This window comes from Streptosporangium sp. NPDC049376 (assembly GCF_044466505.1).
Taxonomy (GTDB): Bacteria; Actinomycetota; Actinomycetes; order Streptosporangiales; family Streptosporangiaceae; genus Streptosporangium.
Window position 1 is genome coordinate 74303 of record NZ_JBITMT010000016.1, and the last position, 13823, is coordinate 88125.

The 13823-nt window shown below is 71.5% G+C and carries 12 protein-coding genes and 4 tRNA genes; 8 read left to right on the forward strand and 8 right to left on the reverse strand.

Going from position 1 to position 13823, the window contains the following annotated elements; genetic code table 11:
• Positions 1-33: 33 nt before the first annotated feature.
• Positions 34-1809, reverse strand: a complete 1776-nt coding sequence (locus ACIBVQ_RS30940; RefSeq protein WP_399181747.1) for a phosphatidylglycerol lysyltransferase domain-containing protein — start codon at positions 1807-1809, stop codon at positions 34-36.
• Positions 1810-1943: 134 nt separating this feature from the next.
• Here ACIBVQ_RS30940 and ACIBVQ_RS30945 point away from each other — a divergent pair, with 134 nt between their 5' ends.
• Positions 1944-3122, forward strand: a complete 1179-nt coding sequence (locus ACIBVQ_RS30945; RefSeq protein ID WP_362911441.1) for an alpha/beta hydrolase-fold protein — start codon at positions 1944-1946, stop codon at positions 3120-3122.
• A gap of 39 nt (positions 3123-3161) precedes the next feature.
• Here ACIBVQ_RS30945 and ACIBVQ_RS30950 read toward each other — a convergent pair.
• The 3 genes from ACIBVQ_RS30950 to ACIBVQ_RS30960 form a co-directional block, all read right to left on the reverse strand.
• Positions 3162-3236: transfer RNA gene (locus tag ACIBVQ_RS30950), tRNA-Val, on the reverse strand.
• A gap of 15 nt (positions 3237-3251) precedes the next feature.
• Positions 3252-3322, reverse strand: a tRNA-Cys gene (locus tag ACIBVQ_RS30955).
• Positions 3323-3346: 24 nt separating this feature from the next.
• Positions 3347-3418: transfer RNA gene (locus ACIBVQ_RS30960), tRNA-Gly, on the reverse strand.
• Between the two features lie 147 nt (positions 3419-3565).
• Here ACIBVQ_RS30960 and ACIBVQ_RS30965 point away from each other — a divergent pair.
• Complete coding sequence (locus ACIBVQ_RS30965; RefSeq protein WP_399181750.1) at positions 3566-4297, forward strand: ArsR/SmtB family transcription factor; 732 nt, start codon at positions 3566-3568, stop codon at positions 4295-4297.
• Between the two features lie 28 nt (positions 4298-4325).
• Entirely contained in the window at positions 4326-5873 is a 1548-nt protein-coding gene (hutH, locus tag ACIBVQ_RS30970; protein WP_399181752.1) for a histidine ammonia-lyase, read from the forward strand.
• Here the strand turns inward: hutH and ACIBVQ_RS30975 are convergent.
• Complete coding sequence (locus tag ACIBVQ_RS30975) at positions 5854-7122, reverse strand: NAD(P)-binding domain-containing protein (protein WP_386194715.1); 1269 nt, start codon at positions 7120-7122, stop codon at positions 5854-5856. The two genes, hutH and ACIBVQ_RS30975, sit on opposite strands and share 20 nt — an antisense overlap.
• Here ACIBVQ_RS30975 and ACIBVQ_RS30980 point away from each other — a divergent pair.
• Both ACIBVQ_RS30980 and ACIBVQ_RS30985 read left to right on the forward strand, forming a co-directional pair.
• On the forward strand, positions 7121-8080 hold the full coding sequence (locus ACIBVQ_RS30980; RefSeq protein ID WP_399181754.1) for a LysR family transcriptional regulator: 960 nt from the start codon (positions 7121-7123) through the stop codon (positions 8078-8080). The genes ACIBVQ_RS30975 and ACIBVQ_RS30980 overlap by 2 nt on opposite strands.
• A 70-nt stretch (positions 8081-8150) precedes the next feature.
• Positions 8151-8981, forward strand: a complete 831-nt coding sequence (locus tag ACIBVQ_RS30985) for an aminotransferase class IV (protein ID WP_399181756.1) — start codon at positions 8151-8153, stop codon at positions 8979-8981.
• Between the two features lie 72 nt (positions 8982-9053).
• On the opposite strand, the gene ACIBVQ_RS30990 is transcribed toward ACIBVQ_RS30985, so the two are convergent.
• A complete protein-coding gene (locus tag ACIBVQ_RS30990; RefSeq protein WP_089210725.1) occupies positions 9054-9470 on the reverse strand; it encodes an SsgA family sporulation/cell division regulator in 417 nt (138 codons plus the stop codon).
• A 461-nt stretch (positions 9471-9931) separates the two neighbouring features.
• Between ACIBVQ_RS30990 and ACIBVQ_RS30995 the strand changes: the two genes are divergently transcribed.
• The 3 genes from ACIBVQ_RS30995 (at position 9932) to ACIBVQ_RS31005 (ending at position 12034) form a co-directional block, all read left to right on the forward strand.
• Positions 9932-10003, forward strand: a tRNA-Val gene (locus ACIBVQ_RS30995).
• A 431-nt stretch (positions 10004-10434) separates the two neighbouring features.
• The gene (locus ACIBVQ_RS31000; RefSeq protein ID WP_399181758.1) at positions 10435-11058 is read left to right on the forward strand and encodes a DUF4232 domain-containing protein; all 624 of its coding nucleotides are present in this window, start codon (positions 10435-10437) and stop codon (positions 11056-11058) included.
• A gap of 79 nt (positions 11059-11137) precedes the next feature.
• Positions 11138-12034, forward strand: a complete 897-nt coding sequence (locus tag ACIBVQ_RS31005; RefSeq protein ID WP_352011658.1) for a TIGR03564 family F420-dependent LLM class oxidoreductase — start codon at positions 11138-11140, stop codon at positions 12032-12034.
• Between the two features lie 26 nt (positions 12035-12060).
• Here ACIBVQ_RS31005 and ACIBVQ_RS31010 read toward each other — a convergent pair whose 3' ends face one another.
• Entirely contained in the window at positions 12061-12657 is a 597-nt protein-coding gene (locus tag ACIBVQ_RS31010; RefSeq protein WP_352011659.1) for a hypothetical protein, read from the reverse strand.
• 111 nt (positions 12658-12768) lie between these two features.
• Positions 12769-13746, reverse strand: coding sequence for a 2,3,4,5-tetrahydropyridine-2,6-dicarboxylate N-succinyltransferase (gene dapD / locus ACIBVQ_RS31015; protein WP_352011660.1), 978 nt, complete (start codon positions 13744-13746; stop codon positions 12769-12771).
• Between the last annotated feature and the right edge of the window lie 77 nt (positions 13747-13823).

The following is a 13823-nucleotide window of genomic DNA, read 5'->3' on the forward strand; positions in this document are numbered from 1 at the left end:
GCCGTACCGGAGCGTGACCGGTTCCGGCGCGCCTCAGCCGGGCAGCGCCGTCCGCTCCCCGGGGACGTCCCCGGGGCGGGAGCGGCGCCTGCGCCTGAGGGGGACACCGGGGAGGGCGACGTTGATGAAGGCCTCGGCCTGGAGGGCGGCGATGCCGATGCGCGGCAGGTCGCGGGCGGCCGGGTAGACCACGAACCTGGGGACCCACAGCGGGTGGAACTTCGCGTTGAACCTGTACAGCGACTCGATCTGGAACCACCGGGACAGGAAGACGAGCACGGCGTGCCAGGCGCGGAGCACGGGGCCCGCTCCCAGCCGTTCGCCCCTGGCCAGCACCGCCCGGAACATCGCGAAGTTGAGCGAGACCCTGCTCACCCCGAGTTCGGGGGCGGCCTGGAGGGCCTTGACGATCAGCAGTTCGTTGAGCCCCGGATCGGCGTCGCGGTCACGGCGCATCAGGTCAAGGGAGATGCCGTCCTGCCCCCAGGGCACGAAGTGCAGCACGGCCCGGATGTCCTCGCCGGGCGGGGCGGCACCGTCCTCACAGGACCGGTGTGCGGTGACGACGACGCACTCGTCGTCCGCGGGGTCGCCGAAGCGGCCGAGCGCCATGGAGAAGCCCCGTTCCGTCTCCGTTCCGCGCCAGGAGTCCGCGGCCTCGCGGATGAGCCTCCTCTCGGTCTCGGAGAGGGCCCCGACCCGCCGCACCCGGCAGGTGTAGCCCGCGCGTTCGACGCGGTTGACCATCTGGCGGACGTTGCGCATCGCCCTGCCCTGGAGGGTGAAGCCCGCCGTCTCGACGACGGCCTCGTCGCCGATCTCCAGGGCGGACAGGTCGCCCTCCCGCGTCCAGACCTCGCCGCCCGCCTCGCTGCACCCGATCACGGCGGGCACCCAGGCATGCCGGGTCGCCTCGTCGAGGAAGCGCCTGATCGCGCCGGGCCACGCCTCGATGTCACCGACGGGGTCGCCGCTGGCGAGCATGACCCCGGCCACGACCCGGTAGGCGATCGCGGCCTTGCCGGAGGGAGAGAAGATCACGCTCTTGTCGCGGCGCAGCGCGAAGTAGCCCAGCGAGTCGCGGGCGCCGTGCCGGGCGAGCATCTCCCGCACGGCCTCCTCCTGCTCCCCGCTGAGCTCGGCGGCCGGCTTCTCCGGGCGCAACGCCAGGTAGGCGGTCGTCACCGCGGTGAGCAGCCCGAGGCCGGTGAGGGAGAAATAGACCAGGTCGGCGGTCCTGCCGGAGGAGTAGACGACCGGTCCCTCCAGGCCGACGAGTCCCAGCAGCACGTGCTGGAGCCGGTCGCTGAGACTCGGATCCCCGACGATGGTGTGCGGGTGGGTGTTGACCACGACCCAGCCGATGGCGACGTCCAGGACGAACATGAGCAGGAGGTTCCACACCGCGCGCCAGCGCGTCCTGGGGTCGGAGAGGGCGTGGAACTCGCGGCGGTTGACGACGAGCACCGCGAAGACCAGCATGCTGATCGCGGCGCCGATGATCCGGTGCATGTGCACGAGTTCGATGAGGGCGCTCAGCGGCAGCAGCAGGACCACGGTCCGCCACGCCCGCACCTTCCTGCGCTTGAGGGCGTGGGCGAGCATGACGAGCAGGATGCCCATGACGAGAGAGGCCGCCTGGGCGATCGAGGTGACCGTGCCCGGCAGGAAACCCGCGATCTCACTGACCCGCGTCCCCCTGAACGGGGGGACGACGGCCTTGACGATGTCCAGAATCCCGATCGTCAGCGACGCGTAGCCCGCCGCGGCGGGCACCCAGGGGCGGGAGATGGGTGGACGTTCCCTCATGAGAGGAGGCTAAGCGGTGACGGTCGTCGCTCCGCGCAAGCCCGGCCAACACGACGTTAACTGCGGCCTTACCCGCGCTGAGTAAGTTTGGCGCACAGATCGAACGGGGACGCGGTAACCGGGTGAGGGGCGGCATGGGAATCACCGCAGTCGAGACGCGGCTTCTCTTCGGCCTGCTCGCCGTCGCGGCGCTGGCGGCGTCGGTCTGGGCCTGGCCGCTGCTGAGCGGGAGGACCTGGCGTTCGGTCCTCGGCCGGGTCGGGGTGCTCGCGGGAAACCAGATTCTCACCCTTGTGGCGCTCGGCCTGGTGGCGAACGCCTACTTCGGGTTCTACGGCTCCTGGGGTGACCTGCTCGGCACCGAAGGCGACGCGGCGCCGCCCATCGTCGCCGGGGACGGCCGGACCGCCGCCTCGGGACGTCCCGGCCAGGGAGTGACCGAGGTCGGCCAGGTCGCCCTGCCCCCGGGTACGGCGGGCAGGCTGGAGCAGGTCGTCATCTCGGGCGGGGAGAGCGGGATCTCCTCTCCCGGATACGTCTACCTGCCCCACGAGTACTTCGAGAAGAAGTACGCCGGTCGGCGCTTCCCGGTGATCCTCGCGCTGACCGGTTACCCGGGAGACGCCAGGAACCTGATCACCAGGCTGAACCTTCCCGCCATGGCCGCGAAGTCGGTCGCCGGGAAGCGGATGCCTCCCACGATCATGGTGCTCATGCGTCCGACGGTCGTCCCGCCCCGCGACACCGAGTGCGTGGACGTGCCCGGCGGGCCCCAGGTGGAGACGTACTTCACCAGGGACCTGCGGGCGGCCGTCGCCGCCTCCTACCGGACGGGTCTCGACGCGCGGAGCTGGGGCGTCTTCGGCGGTTCGACCGGCGGCTACTGCGCGCTGAAGATGTCCATGCGCCATCCGGAGGCGTTCTCGGCCGCGGTCTCCCTGTCCGGCTACTTCCGCGCGGCCGTCGATGTGACCACGGGCGACCTGTTCGGCGGGAGCGCGAGGCTGCGCGAGGAGAACGACCTGATGTGGCGGTTGCGGAACCTGCCGGTCCCGCCCGTCTCGGTGCTGGTCACCAGCAGCGAGAGGGGGGAGAGCGACTACGCCGACACCCGCGCGTTCCTGGCGCTGGCGAGGGATCCGATGCGGACCGCGTCGCTGATCCTGCCCAGCGGCGGTCACAACTTCAACACCTGGAACCGGGAGATCCCCCAGGCGCTGCCCTGGCTGGGCGAGCGGCTGCACGCCCCGGCGGCTCCCGGGGAGCACCCCGCCCAGGCGGGCGGCCGGGCCGTACGGCAGGGGCGGAAATGAACGATCCCCCCGGGCCGTGGCCCGGGGGGATCGCTGGGATGGTGGACGATACAGGGATTGAACCTGTGACCTCTTCCGTGTCAGGGAAGCGCTCTCCCGCTGAGCTAATCGTCCTCGTCGAAGAACCAGAGGTGGAGACGGGATTTGAACCCGTGTACACGGCTTTGCAGGCCGTTGCCTCGCCTCTCGGCCACTCCACCGAGCGGGGCCGCGGCCCCTGTTCGAGCGGAAGACGGGATTCGAACCCGCGACCCTCACCTTGGCAAGGTGATGCTCTACCACTGAGCCACTTCCGCGTGTGTTCCCGGACGAGCCGGTCTCACGGACAGAACTCTAGCGAATACTCGCCGACTCCCCAAACCGGATCTCGCCGCCGCAGGGGGTTCGTGACTCCCATGGACACTTCGATACCGGGCGAAAGATGTGAAAGGTAACGTCAGGGCATGGTCGCCGAACACATCGCCGCCGATGCCGACATCGCCCCCGTCGCCGCGCTCATCGCCGATCCGGCGAGGGCCGCGATGCTGACCGCGCTGCTGGACGGCCGCGCGCTGGCCGCCGGTGAGCTGGCCGGGCTCGCCGGGGTGAGCCCGCCGACCGCCAGCTCCCACCTGGCCAGGTTGCTGGAGGGCGGGATGGTCGAGGTCGTCGCCCAGGGAAGACACCGCTACTACCGCCTTGCGGGCCCCGAGGTCGCCGAGGTGCTGGAGGTCCTCGCGCGGGTGGGGGCGCGTCCCGAGGTCCGCTCCCTGCGCCAGTCCCGCCAGGCGCGGCTGCTGGGGGAGGCGCGGACCTGTTACGACCACCTGGCGGGCCGTGCGGGGGTCGATCTGCTCGGGGCTCTCAAGGCCGCCGGGTACCTCGCCGGGGAGGAGACCTTCGAGGTGACCGGCCGGGGCAGACGGGAGCTCGGCGACCTCGGAGTGGACGTGGACGCGGTCAGGGACACGCGGCGCAGATTCGCCCCCGCGTGCCTCGACTGGACGGAACGCAGGTTCCATCTCGGCGGAGCCCTCGGCGCGGCTGTGACCTGCGCTCTTATGGAGCGCGGATGGTACAGACGTGGGGTGGTCCGCAGAGTGGTCGAAGTCACAGAAAAGGGCAGAAAAGGCATAGCGGCGATCTATGCATGTAAGGAGCTAACATCGCATGCACTAGTTACTGAGATGCGCTGAGACGCGTTGAGTTCGAGAGAGTGACGCCATGGGTGACAGAGCGGTCGTGAACGTCGGGCCGGAACCGCTGAGCTTCGACGAGGTGACCATGGTGGCCCGGCACGGCGCCGAGGTACGCCTCACCGACGACGCCGTCGCGGCCATGGCCGCGGCCAGGATCCGCGTGGACGAGCTCGCGGAGAGCCCCACCCCCGCCTACGGCGTCTCGACCGGCTTCGGGGCGCTGGCCACCCGGCACATCGACCCCTCGCTGCGCGCCCAGCTCCAGCGTTCCCTCGTCCGCTCGCACGCCGCGGGCTCCGGCCCCGAGGTGGAGAAGGAGGTCGTCAGGGCGCTGATGCTGCTGCGCCTGCACACCCTGGCGACCGGCCACACCGGGGTGCGCCCGAAGACGGCCAAGGTCCTGCAGGACCTGCTCAACGCCTCGATCACCCCCGTCGTGCACGAGTACGGCAGCCTGGGCTGCTCGGGCGACCTCGCCCCGCTCTCCCACGTGGCCCTCACGATCATGGGGGAGGGCGTCGTCCGCGACGCGGCCGGAGACCTGCGTGACGCCGCCGAGGCGCTCAAGCAGGCGGGCATCGAGCCCGTCGAGCTGGCGGCCAAGGAGGGCCTGGCGCTGATCAACGGCACGGACGGCATGCTGGGCATGCTCATCCTGGCCATGGACGACCTCGGCCGCCTGTTCAGGACGGCCGACGTCTCCGCCGCCATGAGCGTCGAGGCGCTGCTCGGCACCGACCGCGTCTTCGCCGCCGACCTGCAGGCGCTGCGTCCCCATCCCGGCCAGGCGGCCAGCGCCGCCAACCTCAGGGCCCTGCTCAAGGACTCGGGGATCATGGAGTCCCACCGGGACGGCACCTGCACCCGGGTCCAGGACGCCTACTCCCTGCGCTGCGCCCCCCAGGTGGCGGGAGCCGCCAGGGACACCCTCGCCCACGCCGCCGTCGTCGCCGAACGTGAGCTGGCCTCCGCGGTCGACAACCCGGTGGTCCTGGCCGACGGACGGGTCGAGTCGAACGGCAACTTCCACGGGGCTCCCGTCGGCTACGTGCTCGACTTCCTCGCCATCGCGGTCGCGGACATGGCGAGCATCTCCGAGCGCCGTACCGACCGGATGCTCGACGTGGCCCGCAGCCACGGCCTGCCCGCCTTCCTGGCCGACGACCCCGGCGTCGACTCCGGTCACATGATCGCGCAGTACACCCAGGCCGCGATCGTCTCCGAACTCAAGCGTCTGGCGGCACCCGCCAGCGTCGACTCCATCCCCAGCTCCGCCATGCAGGAGGACCACGTCTCCATGGGCTGGTCCGCCGCGCGCAAGCTGCGCCGCGCGGTCGACGGACTGACCCGGGTGCTGGCGGTGGAGATCCTCACCGCGGCCAGGGCGCTGGACCTCCGCGCGCCGCACCGGCCCGCCCCCGCGACCGGGGCCGTTGTCGCCGCGCTGCGCCAGACGGTCGCCGGCCCGGGCCCCGACCGCTTCCTCGCCCCCGAGATCGAGGCGGTGACCAGGCTCGTGGCGAGCAACGCGGTCGTCGTCGCAGCCGAGTCCGTCACCGGGCCGCTGGAATAGCCGCCACCACCTCGATCTCGATCATCAGGCCCGGCATGAACAGCCGGGACACCTCGACGGTCGTGCTGGCCGGGGGCTCACCGGTGATGTGACGCCCCCGGACCTCGCCGTACTCCCTCAGCCGTGACATGTCGGTGAGGAAGGTCCGGATGTGGGTCACGTCGTCGAACGAGCACCCCTGGTCGGCGAGGATGCGCGCCAGCATCTCCATCACGTACTCCGACTGGCGGGTCATGTCCCCCTCGCCGACCACCCGGCCCTCCTCGTCGAGCGCCACCTGGCCGGAGACGAACAGCAGATCCCCGGTCCTGGTCGCGTGGGAGTAGTACCCGTTGGTCGCGGGCACCGAGGCCGGGTTCACCTTGCGCACCCCCGCGCTCCCCGTACGGCCCGCCGTCACGTATCCGAAGACGGCCGTCAGGTCCTGGTCGCCGAGCCCGGCGGAGACCGCCCCGAGCAGCAGTTCCTCGGCCGCCGCCGCCAGCGTCCCGTGTCCGGCCAGCCCCAGGTCCTTGGCGGCGAGCCCGAGGGAGTAGGCGGTCGGTTGCGGCCCGTTCTCGACGACGGGGCGCACCCGTTCGACGAGTGAGGCCAGCGGGGTCCCGCCGAGCACGTCCAGCAGCGTCCCGGTGTCCACACCGGCCGCCGCCGCGTGGGCCAGGTTCTCCGCGAGCAGCACCTGCGCCGGGACCAGCGCGCTCATCACCGCGAGCTTCAGCGCCGCCCCGGAGCCGGGACCGCCGCTCTCCCGTACCCGCCCGAAGACCTCAAGCACCTCGCGGCAGCGGGCCAGGTCTCCGGCGTCGCCGCCGGCCAGCACCGTCAGCGTGCCGTCCGCGGCGGGTCCCACACTGCCGAGCACCGGCGCGTCCACCAGCCCGACCCCGGGGGGCAGCAGGTCACGGAGCCCGGTGACCGCCTCGGGGCCGATCGTGGACATCTCGACGACCAGGGCTCCCGGCCGCAGCTCCGGGGCCGCCGCGGTGAGCACCTCCCGCACCGCCGCGGGGCCGGTGAGCATCGTGATCACAAGGTCCGCCTTCGCGACGGCCTCGGCCGCCGTCGCCGCGCTCACGGCCCCCTCGACCGTACGGGGAGTGCGGTTCCAGACCGTGACCTCGTGCCCCGCCGCCACGAGCCGTCGTGCCATCGGGGCGCCCATACGCCCCAAACCCAGGAAAGAAATCATGCCGTTCACGCTATGAGGGGCCAAGACATTCCACCAGCGACTAGATTTCATGCATCCCATGCGAAGGAGGAATGTGTTCGACATCGACGCCCTGCGCCTCATGGACGCCGTCGTCAGGACCGGCTCGTTCACCGGGGCCGCGGCCCTGCTCAACTACACCCAGTCCGCGGTCTCCCGGCGCATCGCCTCCCTCGAACAGCAGGCGGGCGGCCCGCTGTTCGAACGCCTCCCCAGAGGAGTACGGCTCACGCCCGCGGGCCAGGCGCTCCACCTGCACGGGCTGGCCGTGCTCAACCGGCTCGCCATGGCCGAGGAGGAACTGGCGGGCATCCACGGCGGCTACCGGGGACGGCTGCGCGTCGGCGCCTTCGCCACCGCCAACGTCGCGCTGGTCCCCAGGGCCCTGCGGGACTTCGGCCGCGAGTTCCCGGGAGTCGCGCTCACCGTGGTCGAGGGGCCGAGCGCGGGCCTGCTGCGCCGTATGCGGGAGGGGGCCCTCGACATCGCCGTGATCAGCGACTACCCGTCGGGCCTGCCGTACGAGGAGGAGGTCGAGACCGTCGAACTGGTCGATGACGAGCTGCTGGTCGCGCTGCCCAGGGACCATCGGCTCGCCGCGGGGCCGGAGGTGGACCTGCGGGAACTGCGGGAGGAGACCTGGATCGAGGCGGCCCCTCCCGGCGGGACGACCATGCTCGACACGGCCTGTGCCAAGGCGGGCTTCAGCCCGCGCGCCAGGCTCAGGATCGCCGAGTGGACCGGGAAGTTCGGCTTCGTGGCCGCGGGGCTCGGCGTCACGCTGGTTCCCGGCATCGCCGCGCACGCCGTACCCCGCGACCTCGTTCTGCGCTCGCTGGGCGACCTCGCCCCGCGCAGGTCCGTGTACGCCGCGCTGCCACGCGCCACCCCGCCCTCGGTCCTGCCCGCGGCCCGCGCGCTGGCCGGGTTCCTGGCCGACGCCGTGGGGACGGCGGCGTTTCCGCCGGCGGGATCGGCACCGCCGTCCGCGCGGGCATAACCTGGGGCGGCGTCCCGTGAGGAACGGCACTTGTTCCACCATCAGATCCGGCAGTTTCAGGAGGAGCCCGATGAACGTCCCCGTCTGGGTCAACGGGCGGCTCGTAGAGCCAGAGCAGGCGACGGTCTCGGTCTTCGACCACGGCCTGCTGGTCGGCGACGGCGTGTTCGAGACCGTCAAGTGCGTCGGCGGCGTCCCCTTCGCGCTCACCCGGCACCTCGACCGGCTGCTGGTCTCCGCGACGCGGATGGGCATGGCGGAGCCGGACGTGGAGTTCGTCGCGGCGGGCGTGCGCGCCTGCCTGGCACAGGCGCCGTCGTGGCCGCTCGGCCGGATCCGCATCAGCTACACCAGCGGCCCCGGCCCTCTCGGCTCGGACCGGGGCGGGACGGACGGCACCGTCGTCGTGATCGTCGCGGACCAGAAGCCCTTCCCCGCGACCGCGGACGTCACGGTGATGCCGTGGGCCCGCAACGAGCACGGCGCGCTGGCCGGGGTCAAGTCGACCTCCTACGGCGAGAACGTCCTGGCCCTGGCCTACGCCAAGGCCAGGGGAGGTGGCGAGGCGATCTTCGGGAACCTGGCGGGAAACCTGTGCGAGGGCACCGGCAGCAACGTCTTCGTCGTCCGCGACGGGCGGATCGTCACCCCCACGCTCGCCGCGGGCTGTCTGGCCGGGATCACCCGCGCGCTCACCCTCGAATGGTGCGGGGGAGCGGAGGAGGACCTTCCCCTCTCCGCGCTCGCCGAGGCCGAGGAAGCCTTCCTGACCTCGACGACCCGCGACATCCAGCCGATCAGGACGGTCGGAGAGACCGTGCTCCCCACCGCCCCCGGCCCGGTGACGGCCAAGGCGATGCGGGTCTTCGCCGAACGGAGCGCGGCCGACGTCGACCCGTGATCCGTCACGGGAACGCCGCAAACGCGACGCCGCCCGCGGGCCTGAAGCCCGCGGGCGGCGCCGGACGGAGCCTCAGGAGCTCCAGAGCATGTTGCTGAGCTCGGCGTCGAGGTCCATGAAGTCGGTCTCACGGCCCGCGGGGACCAGCTCGTAGGTCCGGTGCAGGAACTCGGTGAGAGGCGCGAGAGGCACCTCGAACAGAGCCTGCCCGAAGGGCGAGGTGAGACTGATGTGCAGTGTCCGCTCGCCGTCGGCGCGCGCGGGCCACACCTGGACGTCTCCGTCGCCGACCCGTCGCACGATGCCGACGGTCAGCAGTTCACGGGCGAAGATCCACTCGACCGGTTCGTCGTTCCCCACATGGAAGGCCATTCTGATCGCGTAGGGATCATCGGCCGTGTAGCTGAGTCCGGCGAGCAGGGGGACGGTGGTACGGTCGGGGACCACAAGCCGAAGGCCCAGCTCGGCAGAGACGGTGGAGCTGTTCATCGTCAGCCAAACCTTTTTCGTCGTCGGTCCCCTCTGCGGGGCTTTCACTGCTCTGGCGGACTCTTCGTCCCGAGCTATGACGCGGAACAAAGAAACCTGTAGGGAAGATTCCGCCTCCGGGCCCTTCTGTAACGCACATCACAGCGCGACATTTGGGTCTCTACCTGGCTAAACATCACCAACAGGGCCATATTTGCAAGGGTTTTGCGTATCGTTTTGGTCACCGTCGACTCCCCCTGCCGGGGCGTCTCGGGCCATAGAGGTTGAGCCTGGGTCGTACGGTGCTTCTACGGATCAGGACGATGCTATGACACCGTAGCCCCCTGCTGGACGCATCCACGGACCTTTGGTTCGCGTCCGTGTCGCGCCTTCAAGATCGTCTCCTCTCCCGCGTCGCTTCGCCAGTGCTCTCGGATTGCTGTATGGTTTTCCACGTCGGCACCGTCAGGCGCCGGCAGGGCGGGCGATTAGCTCAGCGGGAGAGCGCTTCGTTCACACCGAAGAGGTCACTGGTTCGATCCCAGTATCGCCCACGCGAGTAAGACGCAGACATGGGCCCGGAGGTTTACCCGAACCTCCGGGCCTGCTGCTGTCCGGCCCCGATGCAGACCTGGAAGGGTCCCCTCCGCCGAAGGCGAGGATCACGACCCGTTCTCCGCCATGGTCGACGGCGGCTCCTCCTTCCCGGCCTGCGGGGAGCCCGTACCCGCCGGACGACATGCTCGGCATGAGAAGGCACTCCGGTTCGAAGGACGGATCGGTGCGGCTTCCGGCGCCCAGTTCGCGGTAGGCCTTCGTGAGGCGCTGTTCGACCGTGCTCGTGGTGACGTAGAGCTTCTTTGAGACCTGCTGGCCGGTGTCGCCCCGCCCGGTCACGGCGACCCGGCGGGCCGCCGTGACCACGGGGTACGCCTGGCCGGCGAGGCACGCCAACAAAACCCGGGCGCCGTGTGTCCAAGAAGATATGGAATGGAGAAACAGGACACGACGTGGCCCGGCGACCTCCCTGGTGACGGCGGCGGTGCTGGCCGCCGTCACCGCGTGCGCCCCGCCCGCGCTCTCCGGGACGGCCGTCGCACCGGTCCCGGCACGACCCACCGGCCCCCCGGCGGGTACGGGGACACAGCAGAGCACCGGGACGGCGGTGTTCGAGGGGGCGAGCCTGTCCACCGCGGCCGCCGGGCGCTGCCGTACCGAGGGGCTCAGGGCGGGCGTCGGCCGGGTGGACGCGGGGGCGGGGCAGCGGTACGCGCCGCTGGTGCTCACCAACACCTCGGCGAAGAGCTGCTGGGTCTACGGCTTCGTCGGCCTGGTCATGTTCGACGCCAAGGGAGACGCCCTGCGCACCAGGGTCCGCAGGGAGAACGTCCCGGCGCACCGGGTGACACTGCGCCCCGGGGCCTCGGCGCACGCCAGACTCCACTGGACCACGGTGCCGAGCGGGCGCGAGACCTCGTGCCCGTCCGCGGCACGCCTGATGATCATTCCGCCGGACGAGGTGGCGCACCTGGAGATCCCCTTCGCCGGTGTGGTCTGCGGCGACGGCAGGCTCGACGTCACCCCGATGGTCTCCGGCTCCAGGCTGTGAACGCGCCGGGAGTCGCGTTCTCCGAAAAACGATCAACAGGTGCCTAAACTGGCCGCAGTCACGAGAACGGAGTTCTGTGGTGCGGATCGGACTGTCACTCGGTGAGCCGGCGGGGCCCGGCGAACTGGTGAACCTGCGCAGGCAGATCGAGAGGGCGGCCGACGACGGCTTCTCCTCCGCCTGGCTGTCCAACATCTTCGGCCTCGACGCGCTGACCGCGCTGGCCGTCGCGGGTGGTCAGGTGCCCGGGATCGAACTGGGCACCTCCGTCGTGCCCGCCTATCCGCGCCATCCGGCGGCTCTGGCCCAGCAGGCGCTCACGGTCAACGCCGCCCTCGACGGCAGGCTCGCCCTGGGCGTCGGCCTGTCGCACAAGGTCGTCATCGAGGGCATGTACGGCTACAGCTTCGACCGGCCTGCCAGGTACATGCGGGAGTACCTCTCCGTCCTGGTGCCTCTCCTGCGCGGCGAGCAGGTGGCCTTCGAGGGCGAGACCCTCACCGCGCGGATCGGGCTGACCACCCCCGGCGCCGGGAACCTGCCCGTGCTGGTCGCCGCGCTGGCCCCACGCATGCTCAAGCTGGCGGGAGAACTGGCCGACGGAACCGTGCTGTGGATGACCGGCCCCAAGACCGTGACCGAGCACATCGCGCCCGCCGTGACCGAGGCCGCGCGGGCGGCGGGACGGCCCGCGCCCAGGATCGTGTGCGTCCTGCCGGTCTGTGTCACCGACGACGCCGAGGCCGCGAGGGCGAAGGCCGCCGAGCTGTTCGCGCTCTACGGTGAGCTGCCGTCCTACCGGGCGGTCCTCGACCGGGAGGGGGCCGCGGGCCCGGCGGACGTCGCGATCATCGGGGACGAGGAGAGCGTCTCCGCCAGGATCGGCGAGCTCGCCAAGGCCGGGGTCACCGACTTCGCCGCCGCGGTGTTCGCCGAGGGCCGCAGGACACGGGAGTTCCTCAAGACCCTCCTGTGACGCCCGCCGTCATGACCGCCCTCCTGTCAGAGGCCGAACGCGGTCAGCGTCACCCACGCGGTGCCGAGCCCGGTCAGCGCCCCGACGGCGACCTGGGGCGGGGTGTGGTGGCCCAGCCGTACCCTGGCCCAGCAGACGACGGCCACGACCAGCGCCCCCGCGGCCAGCGTCGGTACGGCGGGCAGCACCCTGGAGAGCACGACGACGCTCCCCGCGGACACGGCGGCGTGGAAGGAGATCTTCCACCTGAGCGTGACCGGGACCGTCACCGCGAGGGCGGCCAGCATCGCGGTCACCGTGGAGACCAGCAGCGTGGGCGCCCGCAGCAGGACCAGCAGCACCAGCGCGGCCAGCACCGCGCAGACGGCGACCAGCAGCGGCTTCGTCCGGCTCGCGCGGTCGACCAGATGGTGGGAGTCGAGCCGCCCCGAGCGGACCCCGGCCGCGATCACCCCGGCGGGGACCCCGCCGCACAGCGCCGAGGTCCCCAGGCCCCACAGGACGCCCGGCCAGCCGTCGGCCAGCAGCCCGACGACCGGGGGCAGCGCGATGACCAGCACCTGCGGGGCGAAGACGCCGGTGACCAGCCGGGCCGCCGCCGTCCCCGGCTCATCGCGTGCCATCTCCCGACCGTCCATGCCGTCCTCCCCGCCTGTGCCAGGTCCGCCGGGATAACCTTGGCAGGCGGGCGGCCCCGGGGTGACATCCCGCCGGAGCGCGGTGGGCGTGTGAGGTCAGTCGTTGGCGTGCAGGGCGCTGTTGAGCTCGATGCCCGTGCCGGAGCGCGGCACGACCTCGACGGCCCCGGAGGTGGAGTTACGGCGGAACAGCAGGCCCGGCGAGCCGGAGAGCTCGGCGGCCTTGGCGACCTTCCCGTCGGGCAGGACGACCTTCGTCCCGGCCGTGACGTACAGGCCCGCCTCGACGACGCAGTCGTCGCCCAGCGAGATGCCCACGCCGCTGTTGGCGCCGAGCAGGCAGCGGCTCCCGATGGAGATGACCTGCTTGCCGCCGCCGGACAGGGTGCCCATGATCGAGGCGCCGCCGCCGACGTCGGAGCCGTCGCCGACCACCACGCCCGCCGAGATGCGGCCCTCGACCATGGACGTGCCGAGCGTGCCCGCGTTGAAGTTGACGAACCCCTCGTGCATCACGGTCGTGCCCGCGGCCAGGTGGGCGCCGAGGCGGACCCGGTCGGCGTCGGCGATCCGCACTCCGGAGGGCATCACGTAGTCGGCCATCCGGGGGAACTTGTCCACGCCGTGGACGGTCACCGGGCCACGCGCGCGCAGGCGCAGCCGTACGGCCTCGAAGCCCTCGACGGGGCACGGGCCGTGGCTGGTCCACACCACGTTGGCGAGCAGGCCGAAGATGCCGTCCAGGTTCTGCCCGTGCGGCTGGACGAGCCGGGCGGAGAGCAGGTGGAGACGGAGGTAGACGTCGTGGGTGTCGGCGGGGGCCTCCGACAGCTTGGTGATCCCGGTGAAGACCGCGACCACCTCGACTCCCCTGGCATCGTCCGGTCCGAGAAGCGCGGTGACCTCGGGGCCGAGGGCCTCGGCGGCCTCCTGGGCGGTCAGCCGCCTGGTGCCCGGCGAGGCGGGGTCACCCAGGCGCGGGTCGGGGAACCAGGTGTCGAGCACGGTGCCGTCTGAGGCGATGGTGGCGATGCCGACGCCGTGGGCGCCGGAAGTCTGAGCTGCTGCGTTCACGCCGACCAAGCCTAGTCAAAGCGGGTGCAACGGCCGTACGGCGAGGGTGTGGCCGGCGTGTGCGCAAGCCTCTCCGT

What these genes read in the sequence shown, in the direction of transcription:
- ACIBVQ_RS30940 (WP_399181747.1), bottom strand. Translation starts at nt 1,809, where the DNA reads ATGAGGGAACGTCCACCCATCTCCCGCCCCTGGGTGCCCGCCGCGGCG.
- ACIBVQ_RS30945 (WP_362911441.1), top strand. Translation starts at nt 1,944, where the DNA reads ATGGGAATCACCGCAGTCGAGACGCGGCTTCTCTTCGGCCTGCTCGCC.
- ACIBVQ_RS30965 (WP_399181750.1), top strand. Translation starts at nt 3,566, where the DNA reads ATGGTCGCCGAACACATCGCCGCCGATGCCGACATCGCCCCCGTCGCC.
- hutH (WP_399181752.1), top strand. Translation starts at nt 4,326, where the DNA reads ATGGGTGACAGAGCGGTCGTGAACGTCGGGCCGGAACCGCTGAGCTTC.
- ACIBVQ_RS30980 (WP_399181754.1), top strand. Translation starts at nt 7,121, where the DNA reads ATGCGAAGGAGGAATGTGTTCGACATCGACGCCCTGCGCCTCATGGAC.
- ACIBVQ_RS30975 (WP_386194715.1), bottom strand. Translation starts at nt 7,122, where the DNA reads ATGGGATGCATGAAATCTAGTCGCTGGTGGAATGTCTTGGCCCCTCAT.
- ACIBVQ_RS30985 (WP_399181756.1), top strand. Translation starts at nt 8,151, where the DNA reads ATGAACGTCCCCGTCTGGGTCAACGGGCGGCTCGTAGAGCCAGAGCAG.
- ACIBVQ_RS30990 (WP_089210725.1), bottom strand. Translation starts at nt 9,470, where the DNA reads ATGAACAGCTCCACCGTCTCTGCCGAGCTGGGCCTTCGGCTTGTGGTC.
- ACIBVQ_RS31000 (WP_399181758.1), top strand. Translation starts at nt 10,435, where the DNA reads ATGGAATGGAGAAACAGGACACGACGTGGCCCGGCGACCTCCCTGGTG.
- ACIBVQ_RS31010 (WP_352011659.1), bottom strand. Translation starts at nt 12,657, where the DNA reads ATGGCACGCGATGAGCCGGGGACGGCGGCGGCCCGGCTGGTCACCGGC.